Origin of the sequence: Geobacillus sp. E263 (assembly GCF_007197795.1) — a bacterium.
GTDB lineage: Bacteria > Bacillota > Bacilli > Bacillales > Anoxybacillaceae > Parageobacillus_B > Parageobacillus_B toebii.
In genome coordinates this window covers 3,118,756-3,141,546 of the sequence record NZ_CP041632.1, presented here as the reverse complement: position 1 = coordinate 3,141,546, position 22,791 = coordinate 3,118,756, and the positions used below count along the sequence as shown (strand labels likewise).

Here is a 22,791-nt window from a genome sequence, read left to right as displayed (position 1 = left end):
AATGTCATTATTTGACCATAAAATTTCCGAATTACATCGTTTATTACATAAAAAAGAAATTTCTGTTTCCGATTTAGTGGATGAATCATTCCGCCGCATTGGCGAAGTGGAAGAACAAGTGCAAGCGTTTTTAACACTAAATGAAGAAAACGCGCGCGCGAAAGCGAAAGAGTTAGATGACAAGCTAGCGAAAGAAGGAAACGATTTTGGCGTGCTTTTTGGCATGCCGATTGGCATTAAAGATAATATTGTAACAAAAGGATTGGGCACAACATGTGCAAGCAAAATTTTATATAACTTTGACCCAATTTATGACGCAACGGTTATGGAGCGCTTAAACGAAGCCGGTGCGATTACGATTGGAAAATTAAACATGGACGAGTTTGCCATGGGGTCTTCTACGGAAAACTCCGGTTTTCAGCTCACGCGCAACCCGTGGGATTTAGAGCGCGTACCGGGCGGCTCTAGCGGCGGTTCCGCTGCGGCGGTAGCGGCAGGCGAAGTACCGTTTGCTTTAGGTTCTGATACGGGCGGTTCGATTCGCCAGCCGGCGGCATTTTGTGGAGTTGTCGGGCTGAAACCTACATACGGCCGTGTATCGCGCTTCGGGCTTGTCGCGTTTGCCTCTTCACTTGACCAAATCGGCCCGATTACGCGTACGGTAGAGGATAACGCCTACTTATTGCAAGTCATCGCTGGTTTAGATCCAATGGATTCGACATCGGCAAACGTAGAAGTGCCAAATTACGTAGAGGCGCTTACCGGCGACATTAAAGGCTTAAAAATCGCCGTGCCGAAAGAATATTTAGGCGAAGGTGTTGCGGAAGAGGTTCGCCAATCCGTCCTTGATGCATTAAAAGTATTGGAAAAATTAGGAGCGACATGGGAAGAAGTATCACTTCCGCACTCGAAGTATGCGCTGGCGACTTACTATTTGCTTGCTTCTTCGGAAGCATCCGCGAACCTTGCCCGCTTTGACGGTGTGCGTTACGGATACCGCACGGATAATGCGAAAAACTTGATCGATATGTACAAACAAACGCGCAGCGAAGGCTTCGGCAACGAAGTGAAACGCCGCATCATGCTTGGGACGTTCGCGTTAAGCGCCGGATATTATGACGCGTATTACAAAAAGGCGCAACAAGTGCGGACATTAATCAAACAAGATTTCGAAAAAGTATTTGAAAAATACGATGTTATTATCGGACCAACGACGCCGACACCAGCGTTCAAAATCGGCGAAAAAACACACGATCCGTTAACCATGTACGCAAACGACATTTTAACGATTCCAGTAAACCTTGCCGGCGTTCCTGGAATCTCCGTACCGTGCGGATTTGTGAACGGCTTGCCGGTCGGCTTGCAAATTATCGGCAAACATTTTGATGAAAGCACAATTTACCGCGTCGCTCACGCGTTTGAACAAGCGACTGACTATCATAAACAAAAACCAGCGTTATAAGGGGGGAAACATGATGAATTTTGAAACGGTCATTGGTCTTGAAGTTCACGTTGAGCTAAAGACAAAATCGAAAATTTTCTCCAGTAGTCCAAATGCGTTCGGAGCGCCCCCAAACACGCAAACGAACGTGATCGATTTAGGCTATCCAGGGGTTCTTCCGGTATTGAATAGACAAGCGGTAGAATTTGCGATGAAGGCAGCGATGGCGCTAAACTGCGAAATCGCGACCGAAACGAAATTTGACCGTAAAAACTATTTTTATCCGGATAACCCAAAAGCGTACCAAATTTCGCAATATGACCAGCCGCTTGGCAAAAACGGCTGGATTGAAATCGAAGTGAACGGCAAAAAGAAAAAAATCGGCATCACCCGCATTCATTTAGAAGAAGACGCAGGGAAACTGACGCATACCGGAGATGGATATTCACTTGTCGATTTCAACCGCCAAGGCACTCCATTAATTGAGATTGTGTCAGAACCGGACATTCGTTCGCCAGAAGAAGCGTATGCGTATTTGGAAAAATTAAAATCGATCATCCAATATACAGGCGTTTCCGATTGTAAAATGGAAGAAGGTTCGCTTCGCTGCGACGCGAACATTTCCCTTCGTCCAATTGGTTCAGACAAATTCGGCACGAAAACAGAGTTGAAAAACTTAAACTCATTTAACTTTGTGCGCATGGGGCTCGAATACGAAGCAAAGCGGCAAGAGAAAATTTTGCTTTCCGGCGGCGTCATCCAGCAAGAAACGCGTCGCTTTGACGAAGCGACAAAAACAACGGTGCTCATGCGCGTCAAAGAAGGTTCGGAAGACTACCGCTACTTCCCAGAACCAGACCTTGTTATGCTATATATCGACGACGAGTGGAAAGAACGCGTTCGCGCTTCGATTCCAGAGCTTCCAGACGCGCGCAAAAAACGCTATATCGAAGAGCTTGGCTTGCCGGAATACGATGCGAAAGTATTAACGCTGACGAAAGAAATGGCCGATTTCTTCGAAGCGACGGTCGCAAACGGAGCAGATCCGAAATTGGCGTCCAACTGGCTCATGGTTGAAGTATCTGGCTATTTAAACGCAGAACAAAAAGAACTGCATGAGATCGCGCTGACGCCAGAAAGCTTAGCGGGCATGATTAAGCTCATTCAAAACGGCACGATTTCGTCGAAAATCGCGAAAAAAGTGTTTAAAGAACTCGTCGAAAAAGGCGGAGACCCAGAGAAGATTGTCAAAGAAAAAGGGCTTGTGCAAATTTCCGATGAGGCGACATTGCGCAAAATCGTCATCGAAGTATTGGATGCTAATCCGCAATCCGTTGAAGACTATAAAAACGGAAAAGACCGCGCGCTTGGTTTCTTAGTCGGCCAAGTGATGAAAGCGACAAAAGGACAAGCCAACCCGCCGCTTGTCAATAAGTTGTTAGTAGAAGAAATTAACAAACGATAAACAAGTTAAAGCTGGCTGCATCAAGCCAGCTTTTTATTTTTATCTTAATTTTATGATGCTACAATCAGTTAAGCTTGAAGTCGAAAAAAGCGGGATACCAAGAGGCGATTTTGCCGATGCTTTGAGAAGATATAGGAAGGAAAAGTCGGATTTTTCATGATAAATTCGTCTTTTTTCTTTTAAATAACAAGTTATTAAAACCCAATGTTAGCGTGGAATGTTCTTGGGAATGATAGAAAAATTTTATAAAAAAAGAATATTATAAAAATATACAATAGTTTTTCTATTTATGTTATTCTATATTATAAGCAGAATTATTAACTTTTATGTAAAAAAATAACAATAGGAGGGATGAGGATGTTGAGGAAAAGATCCATATTGCTTACTTTATTGTGTACAATTATGTTAATTATTGCTACTGCTTGCAGCGGTGGCGGCAATGAAGCGAAAAATGAAAATAAAGGAAAAAGCAGTGGGAAAAGCGGAGATACGGCTGACCTCTTGATGGGGACAGGAAGCCAAGGGGGGACATATTATCCACTTGGAGCAGAAATGGCCAATGTTTGGAATAAAAATATTAAAAGTATCAATGTTACATCCACTGAATCTGGTGCCTCTGTTGAAAACCTCGCCAAAATTGCTAATGGAGAATTCGATTTAGGGATGACTGTAAACCTTCCGGCATATGATGCTTACGAAGGAAAAGGAGATTTTAAAGGAAGAAAAGTAGAGAATTTCGCGTTTATCGGCCATATTTATCCAGAAGTATTGCAAATTGTGACGAGAGAAAGTTTCGGGATTAATTCTATCGCTGACTTAAAAGGAAAACGGATCGCAATCGGACCGCCAGGAAGTGGTACGCAATCAGCCGCAAAAATCGTATTAGAAGCTTTCGGTATTAAAGACGGTGACTATGAAGCTTATCAAGAAGGCTTCGGTGATGCGAAAGCGAAGCTGCAAGACGGCACGATTGACGCATCGTTCGGATTGCTTGGCCTGCCTGATGCCGGAATTGATGAACTGCAAGCATCTGTAAAAGACGTGAAACTTTTAGAAATTACTGGTGAAGAACTGGCTTATGTTGAAAAGAACAGCGGCTACACTCGATATACGATGAAAGCCGGTTCATATGAATGGTTGAAAAAAGATGTCAGTACTGTTTCCGCGTTTGCGATTTTAGTCGCTAATACAGATACAGTGGATGATGAGACAGCGTATCAGCTTGCGAAAGTAATGATTGAAAAAGCAAATGAAAACACACACCAACAGGCAAAACATATGACAAAAGAAAACGCATTGAATGGACGCGGAAATTTACCAATTCATCCAGGTGCAGAAAAATACTATAAAGAAATTGGTATCCTTAAGTAATAAAAAGGGCCAGACTAAGCGTCCTGGTCCTTTTTTCAATAATTCTCCTATCACAAAATCTCTTGTTTTTCCATTAATCTTAACGATGTGCTCCCTATGATTTTACTGTTGCCTATTTCAACCGGTAACAAGTAATTAACTTCATTTAGGTGGTGATGACGATGAAATGGCGTAAAAAAAAAGATATGAAAGAAAAGCCGCTTGAAGAATTGTCTCAAGAGGAAATACTAGAAAAATATGACCGAGAAAGTTCCTACAGAAAAAATCTCGGGAAATGGTCATGGGTTGTCCTCTTTTTAGGTGTATCATTAACGTTGTTCCATTTGTACACAGGGTATCGCGGCGCGTTTGAAGCGAGAATTCAAGGTCCTATACATCTAGGAACCGCTTTAGGCCTCATTTTTTTGCTTTATCCGATTAAAAAAGGATTGCATCGGAAACAAAAGGGAGTTCCTTGGTATGATGTCGTGCTTGCTTTCACAGCGCTCGGGGTTGGCTATTATAATGTGATTAATTACGAGGAGCTTGTAGCGCAAAAAATCGTGTTTGGGTATTCGCAAATGGATATTATTGTTGCTTCCCTTGGTGTACTGTTAGTGCTTGAAGCGGCAAGAAGATGCGTAGGTTTGCCAATCGTGGCAGTAGCGGGTGTAGCAATTTTATACGCGTTATACGGAAATCATATTCCAACGAAAATGTTTGCCCATCGTGGATTTTCATGGGAAAAGTTAGCAACTGATTTGTATTTAACGACAAAAGGAATATTTAGTACGCCAATTCAAGTGTCATCCACATTTATCTTCTTGTTTTTATTTTTCGGAGTGATGCTCATTCGGACTGGAGTTGGTCAATTTTTCAATGACGTAGCGTTTGCGTTAACAGGAAGATTTATTGGAGGACAGGCGAAAGCAGCAGTTGTTGCGAGCGCCTTGGAAGGAATGGTCTCGGGAAGCTCTGTCGCGAACACGGTAGGATCGGGAGCGTTTACGATTCCAATGATGAAAAAGGCGGGTTATAAGCCGGAATTTGCCGCAGCTGTAGAAGCTTCCGCATCAACCGGTGGGCAAATTATGCCACCAGTAATGGGAGCGGCCGCATTTATTATGGCTTCGTATACAAACACGCCGTATAGCCAAATCATGTTGGCTGCGATCATTCCTGCCATTTTATACTTCCTCGGTGTATTTTTAGGCGTACACTTCGAATCGAAAAAACAGGGGATTATCGGCACACCGAAATCGCAGTTGCCAAGCTTTCGGAAACTGATGACAGAACGCGGATATTTGATTTTGCCGCTTATAGTCATTTTTTACACATTACTGACTGGTAGAACGCCGATGCGCGCTGCTTTAGTGGCGATTTTAGTCGCGTTTCTTGTCAGCTTAGTACGCAAAGAAACAAGAATGACACCATGGCAAATTGTAAAAACGCTTGAGGAAGGTGCTCGAACCGCGCTTCCAGTCATCGCAGCATGTGCAGCCGCGGGAATTATTGTCGGTGTTGTCGTCCAAACGGGATTAGGCGGAAGAATAGCAAATGGCATTATTACGTTAGGTGGAGGATCATTAATTTTAACGTTATTCTTTACCATGATTGCCTGCCTTATTTTGGGAATGGGGTTGCCGACAACGGCAAACTATATCGTAACCGCGACGATGGTTGCGCCAGCGTTAGTATTAGGGTTGGACGTTCCAGTTTTAGCTGCTCATATGTTCGTCTTCTATTTCGGAATTGTCGCTGATATTACGCCGCCTGTCTGTTTGGCAGCATATGCGGGTGCGGGACTGGCGGGAGCGAACCCGTTTATGACAGGAGTAAGGGCGTTTTCGTTGGCGACGGCGGCGTATATCATCCCATACGTATTTGTTATGAACCCGCAAATGATTTTAATTGACGTTAAACCGCTGTTTTTAACGATTTGCGTGGTCACAGCGATTATTGGCATGATCGGTGTAAGCAGCGCCATGGTTGGTTACCTTGTCAGAAAGGCGTATGTTTGGGAGCGGATTGTCTTATTTATCGCTGGTTTTCTTCTCATCTCGCCAAATATTACGTTTAGTGTAATTGGAAGCGTGCTATTAATTGCCGTTGCTGTGATTCAATCAAGAAGACCGAAAGAAACAAATAACCTTTTCACCGCGATCATGTAGTATTGAAGGGAAAGAGGGTGATTTTTGATCATCCTCTTTTTTTTATTTACATATAGGCAAAAATCCTGTAATATGAAATAAAAATTTCATATAATTTTATAAAATGAAAAATAAATTTCAAAGAGGTGTTCATGGTGGAAATCGAGCAGATAGAAGCGATTGCTAGTAGCATGAAACGCTCCTTTCATTTGTATGAAAAAGCGAAGGAAGTCATACCAGGAGGCGTCACGGCAAATATTAAATATTTCGCGCCGCACCCGATTATCATGGAAAGAGGAAAAGGCAGCCGCCTAGTCGATGTCGATGGAAACGAATATGTCGATTATTTACTTTGTTACGGTGCGCTTATTTTAGGACATGGCCATCCGAAAGTAATCGAATCGATCATGAGACAGATTATTACGGACGGAACGACCGTATTTGGCGCGCCACACATGCTCGAAACGTTGATGGCGAAAAAAATTATTCAAGCATTTCCAAGCATGGAAATGGTTCGTTATACAAATTCCGGTTTAGAAGCTACATTACTTGCCATTCGCTTAGCACAAGCGTTCACGGGAAAAACAGCTATCGCAAAATTCGAAGGACATTATCACGGTGGATATGATCAAGTGTTAATTAGTGTAAATCCGTCGGTTACCGAAGCGGGAGACGAAAAAGAGCCGAAAGCGGTGCCTGAGTCGAAAGGAATCCCTCCCCAATATACGGATGAAACGATTATTTTGCCGTTTAACGATGTTGAGGCAACGGAAGCGATTTTGCGGAAACATAAAAATCGACTTGCAGCAGTTATTTTAGAGCCGGTTCAAGGTGGCTTTATTCCGGCAGATGCAATTTTTATGAAAGAGCTTCGCGCCATAACGAAAGAACTTGGCATCGTCCTTATTTTCGATGAAGTAAAAACGGGATTCCGTATCACTTACGGAGGGGCACAAACGGTTTACGGCATCGCGCCTGATCTTACCGCATTAGGAAAAGTGTTAGGAGGTGGATTCCCGATCGGAGTGGTCGGAGGGAAAAAAGAAATTATGGAACAAATGGACCCTCGTCGCGGCAAAGACGCACTGTCAATAGAAACAGATAAAGCGAACAAAGGGGATGTCCTGTTCCATAGCGGCACGTATAACGGTCATCCGACTGTTTTAGCGGCAGGGCTGGCAACATTAGACGTCTTACAGCAGCCGGAAACGATGCCGCGTCTATTACAAATGACGAACATGCTCCGCGAAGGATTGGAAGCGGTGTACCGTGCTTATGGCATACCAATGAAAACGGTCGGATTAGGAAGCATCTTCAACATCGTCTTGACCGAACAAGATGTAAAAAATTATCGCGATTTAACAAAAGCAAATATGAAATTGCGGGAAGAAATCGATTACGAACTGTTGGGACACGGCGTGTATACGAAACCTGGCAATCGCTATTCGATGTCCGTCGTTCATACGGAAGAAGATATCGCATGGACGATAGAAGCGCATGAAAAAGCTATTCGAAAGGTAAAAAATCGTTTATAATGGACACACCAACAAATCGTTGTGAGAAAAGGGCTGGAAAACGATGAATGAAGTGTATCGATTAATCGCCGAAAAACTGCCAGAAATGAGTCGAGCACAGCGGAAAATCGCGAAATACGTATTAAACAATCCTGAAGCGGTTCCGTTTTTCACGGTCGGAAAGCTTGCGAAAATGGCAGGAGTGAGCGAAGCGACTGTTGTCCGCTTCGCAACGTTTTTAGGATTTTCGGGATATCCAGAGTGGCAACAGGCGATGCAAGAATCGATGAAGCGGCAATTGACAACGGTGGAGAGATTGAAAATTTCCGAAGAAGTGTACGATTCGGAAGACAAATCGATTTTCGAAATGTTTCAAGAAGACATCGAAAGAATTAAAGCAATGTCGGTGCAAATCGACATGGATTTGTTCTATCAAGCGGTGCAATACATTACCGACGCGAAACGAATATTTATTATCGCAAACCGAAGCGCGGTTTCATTAGGACTGTTTTTAGAATTTTATTTCGACATATTGTTTGAGAATGCGGAGCTCATTCGTAATCCGCACGGCATATCGGAAAAACTGTTTCGCCTTAATAAAGACGATGTCGTTATTGGTTTAAGTTTTGCTCGCTACACAAAAAGTACCATTGAAGCGGTCGCTTTCGCCAAAGACCGCGGCGCAAAAATTATTGTCATTACGGACCATCTATTATCACCGCTGGTATCGTACGGAGACGTCACGTTATGTGCTCCGACGGAAATGCCGTCGTTTATTGACTCGTTCGTTGCGCCGTTAAGTTTAGTGAACGCACTCATTACCGAAGTCGGCCGGAGAAAGCGCAGCGAAGTCGAAAAGCATTTATCTGATTTAGAAGAAATTTGGGAAAGATTCCATATTTTTTATGAGTAAAATGATGTGGACCTATTCCAAGAATGTTGGAATGGGTCTTTTTATTTCACCGGCTCGACTCGTTTCTATTATGCGCGGTTGTACTATTGCTTCTTGTTTCCGTATCTCCGGAAAGCAGATAAATATATTTTCGTGCCTTCATATCGTTGGCCATTTATGTCAAGAAAACGGGTGCGTTAAACAGAAGGAAAAACTCTTGCTTATGCAGCTACTTTTCTCTCGTCAACGTCATATACAGCAAACACAATCTGTTCTGTCCCGTCAACCATTAGATGTGGTGAAAAACAATATCATCATCGTTTCATCCATGGCCGTCCGGCTTTCTAGTCATTCTCTTCACAAAAAGTTTGTTCCGTAAACAGATTATTTTCGAAAGAGCTTTAATATGTTTAGCATGTCAGAATGATAGATAAGAAAAAAGTCCTTATCGTCATCTGAAAAACAGGAATATATCATGATATATCCTTATTTTCCTTGTGCTACCATTTAAGTAGCGTGTAAATGGGGGGAGGAAATCAAGGTGTCGTCTTTATTGGAATCGATAGAAAAAGAATTGAAACGCAAGGCCTATGAGACGATGATCGATTGCCTCGAGTTCTATCAAGGGCAGGTCGAAGAAGCGATCGAGGAATTTCAAGATGGCACTCGTGCCTTTTATCGCGCAAATGACGAGTATGTTCCGCATTGGCAGGGAGAATCGAGGGCAGCGTATGAGTCGATATACGGGGACTTGCGGCAAATCGAGGCATGGATTTATGCGGCCGCAGACGATCTTTTTCATGAAATAAGCAGGGAAATCGCCCAGATTCTCCAAAAGATAGAGGAACGGCAATGACGACGATTCGAGTCAAACCAGAGGAGCTGGAAACGGTAGCGAAGCATGTTCCCGATGCAGAAGACGCTTGCCAGCGTGTGCAGGAATCTCTTTCTTGGACACTTCCTTCTTTAGCCGTGCAGATTCCCGGAATCGACTCTGCCGCCATCCATAAGCTTAAAGACGAGCTGATTCATTGGCTGAAGAAAAGCTGAATGAAGCCGAGGAACTGCTGTATCGGACGGCCGCGGCAATGCGCCAGGCAGACCAAACGCTTGCCGAGAACATGAAAGAATTCGGCTTAGAGCTTCTTGGCTGGTATGACTTGCAGCGATTGTTTGGAGAATACGATCCAATTACTGGAGAACGGATATCCGGATGGGACCGCCTGCTTGCGGGAGGAATGCTATTAGCTTCTTTTATTCCTCTGATCAAAGGGATAGGAATCGCTGGCAAAGTGGGAATCAAAGGAGCGAAATCAGCCAGGATAACAGCGGATGTTTCGAAATGGATCTCAAAAACGAAAAACGTCCTCCATTATGATAAAATCAAATCGTTCTTCCAAACGATCTATCACCAAGTCATCAAAGAACCAATCATCGAAACTATCCGTCGTTCAGAAAACAATGGAAGAACTTTCTTCCTCAAGTGAAAAATATGAAAGAGATATTATCACCAAAAGGAACGGGTAATATTGTTCTAGAACAATTGCAATTAGGGATAACACTAAAAGATGTGGTAATAGTTTTCTCCTTCGACGAGGAATACGGAGATATCGTTTTTAACTTCCCAGAAAGCGAAATATTCGTAGATGATAAAAAGGAAGTTAAATCGAGGTTTGAAAAGTTAGTTAATTATCTAGTGAAATTAAAAATGAAATATGATATTCCTAAAGTTATAATAGGTTACGAGCCTGCGGATGATGAGGATACAATGTTAATCGAACTTAATGATAATGCTCTTAACTTGGAAAAAGTGTTAGAAAAAATACTTTATTAAATCCTTCGAGCCTCAAGGATTTCCTTGAGGCTCTTTTTAGTGTACCCGGCATGGGTGCAGTCTAATACGGCCCTTCCTCTTTTTTTGCTACGATTTTAAGCCTTTTGGCGTTACTTTATTTTCTAGCTTCCGCAATAAAAGATCAAATAAAATCGCTAAAACCGCCGCTGGGATGGCACCGGCCAAAATCAAATTTTTATCGGCGATCCGCAGTCCGCGGTCAATGAGATCGCCTAAGCCGCCGGCGCCGATAAAGGTCGCGAGCGCCGCCACGCCGATCGTCAAAACAGTAGCCGTTCGTACGCCTGCCATAATCACTGGCAAGGAAAGGGGGAGCTCGACCATCCATAAAATTTGTCGCGATGTCATCCCCATTCCTCGGCCGGCATCGACAAGCGCGGGATCGACGCCAAGGATGCCTGTGTACGTATTGCGCAAAATCGGAAGCAATGCATATAACGTTAACGCAATAATGGCCGGCAATTTTCCGATTCCAAAGATCGGAAGCATAAATCCTAATAAAGCGAGGCTTGGAATCGTTTGAATAATAGCAGCGATGCCGATGATTGGTTCGGCTAGCTTTTTATGCCTTGTCAGGACAATGCCGAGCGGAACAGCGACTAAAATCGCAATGATCATCGCGGTTCCGGAAAGCAAAATATGTTCTTGGAAAGCGATCCAGATCTCTTGTTTTCGTTCTATCATTATGTCTAGCAAATTCATTTCTCATCCCACCTTCACGGTTGCTTTTGAAACTCCCATTCCGCCAGCCCGCGCATCATGCTCGATCTCGTGATAACGCCGACAAGGCGATTCCCGGCCAATACAGGGATGGCGCTGATGTCTTGGTGTTGGAAAATTTCCGCAACTTCCGTCACATCAGCATCCTTTGTTAGTGTCGTCACATCGAAATCAGCGATGTCGGTCACAAGAAGATGTTCCTGCTGATAATGTCTTTCTAGTTTTTTTAATGTCACGACACCAAGAAAGGATTGTTTTTTATCTGTAACGATTAAGCTGTCTACTTTTTTCTCTTTCATGAACCGGAAGGCCTCGGCTAATCCGCGCTTCGGCGATATCGTAGCGATGGAATGGGACATTAAGTCTTCCGCTGTCGGCACGGCCGTTTGTCTTTGTGCAAGGCGGTTCTCTCCAATAAAGTCGCGTACGAATGAATTGACAGGACGGCGCAAAATTTGATCCGGCGTAGCAAATTGCACGATTTCTCCGTCTTTCATAATTGCAATACGGTTGGAAATTTTAATCGCTTCATCCATATCATGTGTGACAAACACAATTGTCTTTCGAATTTCTTCCTGCAATTTCACAATATCCTCTTGCAGCTGTTCGCGGCTGATCGGATCGAGCGCGCTGAACGGCTCGTCCATCAAAATGATGTCAGGCTCTGCGGCAAGGGCGCGAATAACGCCGACTCGTTGTTGCTGGCCACCGCTAAGTTCCGACGGGTAGCGATGTTTAAACATCGCTGGATCTAATCCGACAAGATCAAGCAGTTCGTCAACCCGTTTTTGATAGGCGGACGGCTCCCATTTTTTTAGTTTCGGAACTAAGGCGATATTTTCCGCAATCGTCATATGAGGGAACAGCCCGATTTGCTGGATGACATAGCCAATGTTGCGTCGTAGTTCCACTGGATTCATTTTTGCAATGTCCTGCCCGTCAATGTATATCGTTCCAGACGTCGGTTCAGTCAGGCGGTTAATCATCCGCATCGTCGTCGTTTTTCCGCATCCGCTTGGCCCGATTAAAGTGACCAATTCTCCTTTTTGAATTTCGAGATTAATATTTTTCAATGCGACAAAACCGTCGTCATATTGTTTCCATACGTTTTCAAAGCGAATCATCTTCATCCCACCTTTGCTATGAGAAAACATTAATCTATCAATCCTTCTGCTTTCAAAAAGTCAATGGCCACTTGTTTTGGACTTTTTCCTTCCATATTTACTTGCGCGTTGAGTTCCATCATTTTTTCATCGGTTAAAACACCTTCGAGTTTATTCAAAACTTTCTCCAATCCAGGGTTGGCATCAAGCACTTCTTGACGGATAATCGGCACAGCGTGATAAGGCGGGAAGTAGTGTTTGTCATCTTTCAGCACAACGAGGTTGTATTTTTTAATGCGTGCATCGGTCGTATAGGCGGTAATGACATCGATATCGCCGTTTTTTGCCGCTTCATACTGCAAGTCAGGATCGATGTTGGCAGTTTTCTTAAACTTAAAGCCATATGTCTCAACTAACCCGTCATACCCGTCGCTTCGCTCAAAAAATTCCGCATCGGAGCCGAATACAAGCTGATCAGATTTCTTGGCGAGGTCGGAGTACGTTTTTACTCCTAGCTTGTCAGCAAGTTCTTTGTGCATTGCGAGGGCGTAAGTGTTGTTAAAGCCGAGCGGCTTCAGCCACGTGATGTTAAACTTTTCTTTATACTGCTTTTTCGTTTCTTCATAAATTTCTTCTGGTGTTTTCGATGGGTCGTATTTGTTTTTTAAGATGTTTAAGTGACCAGTACCCGTATATTCTACGTATAAATCGACATCTCCCTTTTCCATGGCTTGCTGCAGCACAAACGCGCCTCCTAAACTATCTTTTACTTCCACGTCTAAATCGGTGTTCGCTTTCAAATATTCGGCAAGCAAGTGGGTTAAAATCACCTGTTCGGTAAACTTTTTGCCCGTGACAACAATTTTCCCTGTCTCCGCTTTTTCGCCAGCTCCGCAGGCGGTTAAAATGAACAGCATGGCAGCGGATAAAAATAGAAACATGAATTTTCGCAATGAAATTCCTCCTTTACGTGATTGTGCATACGTTCTTGATATAGATTTGCGCTGAAATGATATGTAGCGGCAAGGAGAGGCCAGGAAATAACGGGTGGGAACCGTCACGACAATATTGTATCGTCAGTTGGATGTTGTTTACAAATTTGGTATAGCACTATATATTTGCATATTTACGGACTTGCCATGCTGACCTAGAAGCAGATTCCGCATCCTTAGAAATGCTCCGATATGCTCCTGTATCCTCAAGATTCGATAGGAATTATGAGAAAAAAACAAAATAGCAATGCATGAAAATAAGGAATGGCAGTACAAAATGTGAAAATGCCATCCCGAGTTTGTTGGCAACTTTTTTATGATTATTCTTGCTCCATCAATCGGCTGCCATTCTTCGCTGTACATGTATGTAAAAATAAAGCGGTATGGCGCCTAAAAGCGTCATGCCGCTTACAATGTTTACGGGCTGACTAACCGTTGCAGCGTGCTTTCGACTTTAAAAACGCGGTTGTTGAGAACTTGAATGCCGGATTCATGGTCATGGAGAAGAGGAAGGACTTTGTCTTCGAGCACGTTGGTGAGGTGAGTGACTTTTCCTTTCAATTCGTGGACGTTAAGTGAGAGTGCGTCATATTTTGCAGTGAGGACTTCTTGGCCATGGCGGACGGCTTCGCTGATCGCTTTTGTTTCGGTGATTTTTTCATCAAGAACAATAACGGTGCTTTCGACGTTTGCTAAACGCTCCTTCACGCTGGCCATGTCTTTTTCCAAGGTAGCCACTCTCTCTTCGACACGGCTCATCCGCTTTTCCAATTTGTCGACACGATTGCTTAACGTTTGGATATCGTTGCGCGTGAGTTTGACCTCTTGGAGAATTTCTTGCAGCAGCGCCTCTACCATGTACTCACCTCCTTTATATCCTTCATTATACATTAAACATTCCGACAAATGCCATGTCGAATGGAATAGATTTTTAGTGGAGTAATTGTTCGACATTTATTACAATGGAAATAGATGATCTGAAGAACGATAAGGAGAATGGACATGGATGCTTCCTGGCTAAAGCCGATTTCGGAGGTAAAGTATTTAGCGGTGGACAATGCGTATCGCTATCGCGCGATTTTGCGCTATTTTTACACACAGCACGAACGGATGCGGCAATATTTGTTTCCAGAAGAAGTGTATGCGTTTTTAAAACAGCACGATGAATTTCGGGATTATACAGAAGACGATCTGCAGCAAGATTTAGATCAACTCGTCAAATGGAAAAACTTGATTGCGAGACAAGAAACAACGCACATTCGCACGATTGAAGAGTTTAAAAAGAAACGGTTTCGCTATCAATGCAGCCCGTACACGGTCGAAATCGAGCGTATGATCCGCGCGCTCGAGCAGCTTGGCGATTCGTTTGGCGGGTCATTGGAAAAAACGCGATTTGACCGCCTGTATACCTCGCTTGTCCGCATTGAAACAATTATCAAAAATGGATTTGCGGAAAAACGAGATGAGATGAACCAAGTATGGGAAGAAACATTTGACTATTTCAAAAAAATCATTCAAAATTCCGCCGACTATATCGCTTACTTGAACAGCGAAAACATGGAAGAACAAATGATGTCGGATGCGTTTCTCGTATACAAGGAAAAGTTCACGACATATTTACGGGATTTTATCCTCGCGTTGCAAAAAACATCGATGCAAATTGAAAAACTGCTCGAAGACTTGCAGGAAGAAGAAGTACGTCAGTTTGTTCATCATGTCGTAGACTATCAAATGACGATTCCGCGTTGGGAAGATCTTTCGCTTACAAGAGAGCAGATGGTGGAAGAACGGATGGAAACATGGCGCAGCTTAAAAGAATGGTTTTTAGGCCGGAACGGGCATGACAGTGAATTGGCGTTTTTGCAGAAACAAACGAACGAGGCGATCCGCCGTATTACAAGGGTTGTGCAGCGGCTTGGCGAGCGGCACCATCATTTTCGCAGCCGAAAAAAAGATTATTTGTATCTAGCACAATGGTTTTCTAAACTCGATTCGCTAGAAGATGCGCATAAATTGTCATCAGTTGTGTTTGGCTGTTTTCACACAAAACATGTGGTGACGGACAATGATGCGACCGAAGATATGTATCGCGACATTTGGGAAGAAGCACCAAGCGAATGGACGGTGAAGCCGCGCGTCCGCTATTACCAGGAAAAGAAAAAGCCGCAGGCAATCGTAGACAATGAAAATAAAAAGAAACAAACAATGGTGGAGTTTTTACAGCAAAAACAGCGTGAAGAAGAAGAGCTCAAACAGTTGGTTCAAGACGGCAAAATTATTTTACGCGAGTTGCCGGTTGTCGCTCCCCATGTTCGCAAAACGTTATTAAGCTGGATTGCGAAAGCGATGACGCGCGAAGATCGAGTCGTGAAAACGGAAATTGGCTGGAAGGTGAAAATTGTCAAAAAAGACGATTCATTTATTGAATTACACGCGGAAGACGGAACGATGATCATGCCGAATTACGAAATTCATTTTCTTGAGAGTAGGGAGGAGCTAGTGAGTGGAGCGTGATTTTGATGAAAAGGCGAAAATAGCACTAAAAGTGTTACTGGAAAACTTTTGGATTACCCGCGAGCGTGACCCGGAATTGTTTCAGCTGATTCGCGAACGAGAAAATATCGTAAAACGTTATGTGCAAGAAAAATTCGGTTATCGCCTCATTGTTCACCGTTATTTTGCTAAACTTGAAAAAATACCGGCGGAACCTGAGGCATGGATGGGAATTGAATCATTTCAAGAACCGCTTGATTACGCGTTGTTTTGTTGCTTGATGGCATATTTAGAAGGAAAGGAAGTGGAAGAAAAATTTTTGCTGTCGGATGTCTGTGAGGAAATAAAAGCGATGTATCCAGGGGAAGTTCCGCTTGATTGGACGAACTACCAGCAGCGGCGCGCGCTGATCCGTGTATTAAAAACCGCTGAAGAACTTGGGGTCGTGAAGCGGGTGGACGGCGAAATCGAAGGATTCGCCCAGCGGGAAGACCATGAAGCGCTATATGAAGTCCCCGTGCTTTCCCGTTATTTTATGCGTTCCTATCCGAAAGATTTGACGCAGTACAAAACGATGGAAGAATTGTTAGAAGAAGAGTGGAAAACCGCTCCGCAAGATTATCGGCGCCACCGCATTTATCGGCAACTGTTTTTATCTCCAGTTGTTTATCGACAACAAAAAGACGATCCTGACTTTTATTACTTGCGCAACTTTCGCCATCGATTGCGCGAAGATATTGAAGCGCATAGCGATTTTCGCTACGAACTGTATAAAAACGCCGCTTTGCTCACCCTTCCGGAACGGGAAAACGTATATACGCTGTTTCCCAACCAAAAAGGAACGTCAGATATTATTCTTCATTTCGCTTCTATTGTCCGTGAACATCTTCTAGATTATCCACCAGACGAATACGGGAAAATCAGAATGACACAAGCGGATTTTCAGCGGCTGCTTACAATATGCAAGGAGCGCTATGGAGAAGGATGGGGAAAAACGTATCGCGACATGACTCCAGCGCAGCTAACATCGGTGCTGTTGGAGGAATTAAAACAGTGGAAAATGGCGGATGTGGAAAAAGAAACGGGAATGATCATGCTATATCCACTGCTCGGACGGATAGTTGGCCATTATCCTCCCGATTTTATGAAGAAAGGAATGGATGATGATGACGAATAAATGGGTGCTCCATCGCGCGGGACTATTAAATTTTTGGTATTACGATGAAGAATATTTCCATTTTGCGGACGGCAGGCTGTTTCTCCGCGGCAGCAACGGTTCGGGAAAATCAGTGACGATGCAAAGCTTGATTCCTGTTTTGCTTGACGGAAAGAAAACCCCTGACCGCCTTGATCCGTTTGGGTCACGGGCGCGCCGCATGGAAGATTATTTGCTTGGGGAAAAGGAATTAGTTGATCGTGATGAACGGACAGGCTATTTATTTTTAGAATATAAACGAAAACATAGCGACCATTATATCACAACCGGAATCGGTTTAAGGGCGAAACGCCAGAAAGGCATGGATTTTTGGGGATTTGTCATTTTTGACAACCGCCGCATCGGTAAAGATATTACATTGTACAAAAAGGAAAAAACGGGCGAAAAAATCCCGCTGACAAAACGAGAATTAATCACGGTGCTTGGCGACGGCGGAACGGTTGTCGATACGCAAAAAGAGTATATGGAGCTTGTCAATAAATATATTTTCCGTTTCGAATCGCTCGAAGCGTTTCAAGAATTGATCGAGCTTTTGATTCAGCTTCGCAGTCCGAAATTATCGAAAGATTTCAAGCCGACAGTCATTTACGAAATTCTCGAAAGCTCGCTGCCGGCGTTGACGGATGACGAATTGCGACATTTATCGGAAACGATTGAAAACATGGACCAAGCAAAGCAGCAGCTGGAACAGTTGGAACGGGATGAAGCGTCGCTGCGTCGACTCTGCCAGCACTATCAGCAATATAACGAATATATGATATGGGAAAAAGCGAACGAATGGCTCAAAGCAGCAAAACAAGAGGAAAAATTAACGGAAGAGCGCGAGCAGTGCCTCCGCGATCAAGAGCGGTATGCAGCACGAAAAGAAGAGCTGGCAACGGAAATTCAGGGCTTACAAAATGAGCAAGCGGTGCTTCGCAAACGGGAGCTGGATTTAGCGAGCCACGAAGTGTTTCGGGCCGAAGAAAAATATCGGGAAACGAAACAGCGCCTTGCGAACGTGCAAGATCAAATAATGAAAAAAGAACGTTATCTTGATGATAAACAACAACAAGAGCGCAAGTTGAAACAAGAGATTGCCAAAAGCGAAGACGTTCTTCACCAGTCTGCGCAAACGATCGACGAACAACTGGAAGAATTGCGCTATGCCGCGCTTGAAAGCGCCTTTGCCTCACATGAACTAAATGAAGAAGACTTTCAGCGGCATCGAAACGAGCCGTTTGACTTTACGCTTTGGCGAAAAGAAGCGGAAGCGTATGAAAAACGGTTAGAGGAAATATTGTCGCTTTGGACGCGCCATGATGACCTCAAGCACCGATACGAAGACGCATACCACGAGCTTGGAGAACAGCAGCGTTTACTAGACAATCTCCATAATGACGCGAAAAAATGGCACGAGCTATTGGAAATGGAAAAATCGCGCCTGCAGGAAGCGGTGTTTGCCTGGAAAGAAGCACATCCTGATATTCCGATCGATGAAGAAACAATCCAATCGTTTTTGCGTTATTTAAACGAGCTATATGAACGCTATCATTTTGAAGATGTAAAGAAACCGTTTGCCGACCGATATTATGAGGCGTTGGACCAGAAAAAAGCGGAAAAAGTGAGATGGGAACACGAAATCGAGCTAGTAAAACGAGAAATCGCAGAAACAGAAGAAGAGCTGCGCCGCTGGAAAGAACAAAAAGACCCTGAATTAGAGCATGACGAACAAACCGCACAAGCCCGCGCGGCTTTACAAGCACGAGGGGTTGCGTACGTGCCATTTTACGCAAGCGTCGAGTTTTACGACCACGTGCCAGAATCGTTGCGCGAACGAATCGAGTCATCGTTATACCACGCAGGGCTATTGGACGCGTTAGTGACCGAAACAGACGTTTCCATCGTGCATGACCGTATTCTCAAGCCAAATCCTGTGGAAATGGCACATACGCTTGCCGAATATTTGCGTCCCGATGTGGATGAAGACCTCGGTGTTTCCGCCGAGCGCATTGAATCTGTTCTTCGCAGCATTCTTATTTCTGATGAGGCGCAAGAAGGACGATTTGCGATGGACGAGTCGGGCCATTATTCGTTTGGGCTCCTTCAAGGCCATGCTCCGAAACGAGAACAAGCGATCTTTATCGGCCGCAACGCCCGCAAGCGGTGGCGCCTTTCCCAAATCGCGCAAATCGAGGAAAAGCTTCAACAACTAGATGAACTTCTTCAGCAAAAAAAGGAACAACTTGCGCATGTGGAAGCAACAATTGCCTCGATCCATGAAGCGTTTCAAACGTTCCCGTCTGACCGCGATGTTCGCGCGGCCTTTGACGAATGGGACCGTACAAAACGCGCCATCACAAGCAAACAACAAGAAGTGGAACGAAAAAGCGAAAAATTGAATAGCATCGCCCGCGACTGGCAACAAGTAAAACAAACGCTTCGCGAAAAAGCGGAAGGACTCGATCTTGAATTTACAAAAGAGCGGTATGAAGAGGCGCGGCGATGGATGAAATTGTATACGGACCATTTAACGGAATTGGTGCTGGAACACCGTTCGTTTCTCCATCAATTGCAAGTCAGTCGCTATCATCAAGACCAGCTTGAAACCGTCCAAGCGGAAATCGATGAAGCAAAAGGCGAAATCAATATATTAGCCAGCGAGCAACAACGCCTCCTTTTAGAAATACAACATATGGAACAAATGTTAAAACAGATGGGAGCGGATGACATTCGCGCGGAAATCTCCCGCGTTCGCGATCGCCTTGAATGGGTAAACAAGGCGTTGCCGGAAAAGATAAACGAACAAGCTCACATCGAACAAACGATCAAATCCACTCACCGTCAACTAGAAGAGTTAGAGCGAAAACTTCAATTTGCTAGCACGCTTGCAGCAGTATGGAAGCGATCGTTTATCGCAGAAGCGGAACACGGTCTTGTCGAAGTAGCGGAGAATGTAGATCCGCATGAACAAGCAAAAGATGTTGTTCGCCGCTACGGATCAATCGGAAAAGAACAAACGCGTTCATCCGTGATTGCTAAATTGAATAGCGTATTCTTCCAAGAAAGCGCGAATTTAGTGGAATACCGCCTATCTCAAGAACCTGTCGCATTAGAAGAGGAAAATCCGTTTGCTGGTATCGATTTGGACGAAGAAATGGAGTTAAAGGTGAGCGATTGGAAAGAAAAACGGGATCGGATCATTCTTTTGCTTGATTACAAAGGACAGCGCGTCACTCCGTTCTATTTATTAAAGGAAATGGAAAAAGACATTCTCCTTCAGCGGGAATACATTAATGAACAAGACCGCGAGTTGTACGAAGATATTATTTTAAAAACGGTCGGACGTATTTTGCGCAGCCGCATTCAGCGTGCCGAACGCTGGGTGAAAGACATGAACGCGCTCATGCAACAGCGAGATGCTTCTTCCGGATTATTGTTGTCCATTCAATGGAAACCGAAAACAGCGGAAACAGAAGAAGAAATGGATACGAAAGAGCTTGTTGAATTGTTGCGGATGAATTCGCGATTGTTAAAAGAAGAAGATTTGCAGCGGGTCACGATGCACTTCCGGTCCAAAATTAACCGCGCCCGTGAAATGTTAGAGGAGAAAGGGCAAGGAAACACGCTCCATCAAGTCATTAAAGAAGTGCTCGATTACCGGAAATGGTTTACGTTTACGCTCTATTATCAAAAAACAAATGAGCCAAAACGGGAATTAACGAACCAGCGATTTTATCAGTTTAGCGGCGGAGAAAAAGCGATGGCGATGTACATTCCGCTCTTTGCGGCCGCGTATGCCCGCTATCAAGAAGCAAGTGAGGAGGCGCCATACATCATTTCCCTTGATGAAGCGTTCGCCGGTGTGGATGAAAATAATATTCGCGATATGTTCGATCTTGTTGAATCGCTCGGCTTTAATTACATCATGAACTCGCAGGCGCTGTGGGGAGATTACGACACCGTGCCGGCTCTTTCGATTTGCGAGCTTGTGCGCCCGAAAAACGCTTCGCACGTCACCGTGATCCGCTATTATTGGAACGGAACGATGAAGCGGCTTGTGACAGATTGGGACGAACAAGAAATGGTGGTGAAACAATGAAATCATTGCCGGAACTAGCGGCGGAAGCGGTGCAATTTTTTCGCGGTGAAGCTGGATTTCACCGCCTTTTTTGCGAAATGAAAAAGAAGTACGAATCGCTCGGCCGCATTGGCGGCACCATTTCCCTTACGAATTTTACGAAAGAAGAAAAAGAAGCGATTGCGGCGTTTTTTGGGAAGGAAATGGCGCGCGTTTCGCTACAGGCGTTTGCTAAACAACTGGATAAGACAAGATTTGCAGGTATTTCGCTGGAAGAGCTGTTAGTCCATTATTTTGGGGAACCACTCGTCGCAAACAAAGAAAGGCGTGAAGCGGAACAGCAGGAAAAAGCGGCGTTTTTCCAGCGGCTGATCGCCGCTTACCCGAGTGGGGCGGAATGGCTTACGGCAGCGCTGGAGCATCCGAACGAATACCGTCTTCTTCACCAAGCGTACGCCCAGCAGCGCGATGAGCTGTATGCTTCCATTTGCGCAGTTTGCGAAGCGCTTCGCCAGCTTCCGAAGCAAGGAACGTACGAACGCCTGCCGCTATTCGCGCAAAAAGTAACCGGAGACCCGCACGCGTTTGATTTACACACATTTCAAGGAAAACTGCTGCTATCCGCATTGGAATTTTACTCTCGAAAAAAATATCAGCTTTCGTCTGTAGAAGAAGTCAATGAACTATTGCAATCGTTCGGCATATTGCGCGAAGACATCCTCAATTTCGTGACGTGCGCGGGAATTTTGGCAGAAACGAAAGAGGGCATTCATCCCGTATTTTCCGCCGCTTGTGAAACGAATATGGCGCTGAATGTGCCGCTGAGGGAGATAGTGGCACTAACCCGCGCGTATCCAGCGAAAGGAAATGCCGTCTTTGTCGTAGAAAACGCCGGCGTTTTTTCTGAACTGCTAGACGAAGCGATGCCGCTTGTCAGCACAAACGGCCAACTCAATTTGGCGACGCTATTGCTTCTTGACTTGCTTGTGGAGTCGGGCGCTCATCTTTATTATTCGGGCGACTTTGATCCAGAAGGTCTGAAAATGGCCGATCGGCTTGCCGGGCGATACGGCGAGAATCTTTCCCTTTGGCATTTCACGTGTGAGGACTACTTTGCCTCGATGCCGAGTGTGTCGCTTTCTGAGGAGCGGCTGGCTAAGCTCCAATCGATTTCCTCTCCCAAACTGCAGCCAGTAAAGCAGGAGATCGAGCGGTGCAAGAAAGCGGGGTATCAGGAGGCGATTTTGCCGGTGCTTCGGAAAGATATAGAGAAGGAAAAGGCGGAGTTAAGTTAATCACTCCGTCTTTCTTTGCAAAGAAAGTTTACAGGCATCAAAAATGGGATATAGCTTTTAGGATGTTTAGTAACCTATAATACAGACGGATAACGATATGCGATCGTATATATAAACTATCATTCGTGGTGAAAAATGTCGTCGACCTCCAATCGTGCAAAAAGTGCGGGGGATCGACGACAGTTTCTTTTTCTCCCTCTTGCTTACATCCATCAATATTTTCTTATAAAGAATAGTTGCACGCA

At 44.4% G+C, this 22,791-nt stretch carries 15 protein-coding genes and 1 pseudogene; 12 read left to right on the top strand and 4 right to left on the bottom strand.

Annotated elements, in window-relative coordinates:
• Window position 1: 1 nt before the first annotated feature.
• The 8 genes and pseudogenes from gatA to FNL97_RS15985 all read left to right on the top strand — a co-directional run bounded on the left by gatA (window position 2) and on the right by FNL97_RS15985 (window position 10,646).
• Window positions 2-1,462: an Asp-tRNA(Asn)/Glu-tRNA(Gln) amidotransferase subunit GatA gene (gene gatA / locus FNL97_RS16020; RefSeq protein WP_143416165.1), complete on the top strand. Its 1,461-nt coding sequence runs from the start codon at window positions 2-4 to the stop codon at window positions 1,460-1,462.
• A gap of 13 nt (window positions 1,463-1,475) precedes the next feature.
• A complete protein-coding gene (gene gatB, locus FNL97_RS16015; protein ID WP_062755908.1) occupies window positions 1,476-2,906 on the top strand; it encodes an Asp-tRNA(Asn)/Glu-tRNA(Gln) amidotransferase subunit GatB in 1,431 nt (476 codons plus the stop codon).
• A 357-nt stretch (window positions 2,907-3,263) separates the two neighbouring features.
• Window positions 3,264-4,277 (top strand): TAXI family TRAP transporter solute-binding subunit, encoded by a 1,014-nt coding sequence (locus tag FNL97_RS16010; RefSeq protein WP_143416164.1) that lies wholly within the window; start codon window positions 3,264-3,266, stop codon window positions 4,275-4,277.
• A gap of 161 nt (window positions 4,278-4,438) precedes the next feature.
• On the top strand, window positions 4,439-6,427 hold the full coding sequence (locus tag FNL97_RS16005) for a TRAP transporter permease (protein ID WP_143416163.1): 1,989 nt from the start codon (window positions 4,439-4,441) through the stop codon (window positions 6,425-6,427).
• A gap of 131 nt (window positions 6,428-6,558) precedes the next feature.
• A complete protein-coding gene (locus tag FNL97_RS16000; protein WP_062755904.1) occupies window positions 6,559-7,941 on the top strand; it encodes an aspartate aminotransferase family protein in 1,383 nt (460 codons plus the stop codon).
• Window positions 7,942-7,984: 43 nt separating this feature from the next.
• Window positions 7,985-8,833, top strand: a complete 849-nt coding sequence (locus FNL97_RS15995) for a MurR/RpiR family transcriptional regulator (RefSeq protein WP_012749036.1) — start codon at window positions 7,985-7,987, stop codon at window positions 8,831-8,833.
• Window positions 8,834-9,353: 520 nt separating this feature from the next.
• Entirely contained in the window at window positions 9,354-9,668 is a 315-nt protein-coding gene (locus tag FNL97_RS15990) for a DUF5082 domain-containing protein (protein ID WP_143416162.1), read from the top strand.
• Window positions 9,665-10,646 (top strand): annotated as a pseudogene (locus FNL97_RS15985) (pre-toxin TG domain-containing protein). The gene FNL97_RS15990 and the pseudogene FNL97_RS15985 overlap by 4 nt, the downstream one beginning before the upstream one ends.
• A gap of 87 nt (window positions 10,647-10,733) precedes the next feature.
• Here the strand turns inward: FNL97_RS15985 and FNL97_RS15980 are convergent.
• The 4 genes from FNL97_RS15980 to FNL97_RS15965 all read right to left on the bottom strand — a co-directional run bounded on the left by FNL97_RS15980 (window position 10,734) and on the right by FNL97_RS15965 (window position 14,340).
• The gene (locus tag FNL97_RS15980) at window positions 10,734-11,369 is read right to left on the bottom strand and encodes an ABC transporter permease (RefSeq protein WP_012749040.1); all 636 of its coding nucleotides are present in this window, start codon (window positions 11,367-11,369) and stop codon (window positions 10,734-10,736) included.
• Between the two features lie 14 nt (window positions 11,370-11,383).
• Window positions 11,384-12,511, bottom strand: coding sequence for a betaine/proline/choline family ABC transporter ATP-binding protein (locus FNL97_RS15975; protein WP_143416161.1), 1,128 nt, complete (start codon window positions 12,509-12,511; stop codon window positions 11,384-11,386).
• Between the two features lie 29 nt (window positions 12,512-12,540).
• A complete protein-coding gene (locus FNL97_RS15970) occupies window positions 12,541-13,431 on the bottom strand; it encodes a glycine betaine ABC transporter substrate-binding protein (RefSeq protein WP_205729504.1) in 891 nt (296 codons plus the stop codon).
• A 468-nt stretch (window positions 13,432-13,899) separates the two neighbouring features.
• Window positions 13,900-14,340, bottom strand: coding sequence for a hypothetical protein (locus tag FNL97_RS15965; protein ID WP_143416159.1), 441 nt, complete (start codon window positions 14,338-14,340; stop codon window positions 13,900-13,902).
• Between the two features lie 144 nt (window positions 14,341-14,484).
• Between FNL97_RS15965 and FNL97_RS15960 the strand changes: the two genes are divergently transcribed.
• Genes FNL97_RS15960 through FNL97_RS15945 form a run of 4 tightly spaced genes read left to right on the top strand, consistent with a single transcriptional unit; the run spans window position 14,485 to window position 22,546 of the window.
• Window positions 14,485-15,996 carry a TIGR02677 family protein gene (locus tag FNL97_RS15960; RefSeq protein WP_143416158.1) on the top strand — a complete coding sequence of 504 codons (1,512 nt, stop codon included), beginning with the start codon at window positions 14,485-14,487 and terminating at the stop codon, window positions 15,994-15,996.
• A complete protein-coding gene (locus FNL97_RS15955) occupies window positions 15,986-17,152 on the top strand; it encodes a TIGR02678 family protein (RefSeq protein ID WP_012749045.1) in 1,167 nt (388 codons plus the stop codon). The genes FNL97_RS15960 and FNL97_RS15955 overlap by 11 nt, the downstream gene beginning before the upstream one ends.
• Window positions 17,142-21,272: a TIGR02680 family protein gene (locus FNL97_RS15950; RefSeq protein WP_143416358.1), complete on the top strand. Its 4,131-nt coding sequence runs from the start codon at window positions 17,142-17,144 to the stop codon at window positions 21,270-21,272. Before FNL97_RS15955 ends, FNL97_RS15950 begins: the two co-directional genes overlap by 11 nt.
• On the top strand, window positions 21,269-22,546 hold the full coding sequence (locus FNL97_RS15945; protein WP_143416157.1) for a TIGR02679 family protein: 1,278 nt from the start codon (window positions 21,269-21,271) through the stop codon (window positions 22,544-22,546). Before FNL97_RS15950 ends, FNL97_RS15945 begins: the two co-directional genes overlap by 4 nt.
• Window positions 22,547-22,791: the final 245 nt, after the last annotated feature.

What these genes read in the sequence shown, in the direction of transcription:
- gatA (WP_143416165.1), top strand. Translation starts at nt 2, where the DNA reads ATGTCATTATTTGACCATAAAATTTCCGAATTACATCGTTTATTACAT.
- gatB (WP_062755908.1), top strand. Translation starts at nt 1,476, where the DNA reads ATGAATTTTGAAACGGTCATTGGTCTTGAAGTTCACGTTGAGCTAAAG.
- FNL97_RS16010 (WP_143416164.1), top strand. Translation starts at nt 3,264, where the DNA reads ATGTTGAGGAAAAGATCCATATTGCTTACTTTATTGTGTACAATTATG.
- FNL97_RS16005 (WP_143416163.1), top strand. Translation starts at nt 4,439, where the DNA reads ATGAAATGGCGTAAAAAAAAAGATATGAAAGAAAAGCCGCTTGAAGAA.
- FNL97_RS16000 (WP_062755904.1), top strand. Translation starts at nt 6,559, where the DNA reads ATGGTGGAAATCGAGCAGATAGAAGCGATTGCTAGTAGCATGAAACGC.
- FNL97_RS15995 (WP_012749036.1), top strand. Translation starts at nt 7,985, where the DNA reads ATGAATGAAGTGTATCGATTAATCGCCGAAAAACTGCCAGAAATGAGT.
- FNL97_RS15980 (WP_012749040.1), bottom strand. Translation starts at nt 11,369, where the DNA reads ATGAATTTGCTAGACATAATGATAGAACGAAAACAAGAGATCTGGATC.
- FNL97_RS15975 (WP_143416161.1), bottom strand. Translation starts at nt 12,511, where the DNA reads ATGATTCGCTTTGAAAACGTATGGAAACAATATGACGACGGTTTTGTC.
- FNL97_RS15970 (WP_205729504.1), bottom strand. Translation starts at nt 13,431, where the DNA reads ATGTTTCTATTTTTATCCGCTGCCATGCTGTTCATTTTAACCGCCTGC.
- FNL97_RS15965 (WP_143416159.1), bottom strand. Translation starts at nt 14,340, where the DNA reads ATGGTAGAGGCGCTGCTGCAAGAAATTCTCCAAGAGGTCAAACTCACG.
- FNL97_RS15960 (WP_143416158.1), top strand. Translation starts at nt 14,485, where the DNA reads ATGGATGCTTCCTGGCTAAAGCCGATTTCGGAGGTAAAGTATTTAGCG.
- FNL97_RS15950 (WP_143416358.1), top strand. Translation starts at nt 17,142, where the DNA reads ATGACGAATAAATGGGTGCTCCATCGCGCGGGACTATTAAATTTTTGG.
- FNL97_RS15945 (WP_143416157.1), top strand. Translation starts at nt 21,269, where the DNA reads ATGAAATCATTGCCGGAACTAGCGGCGGAAGCGGTGCAATTTTTTCGC.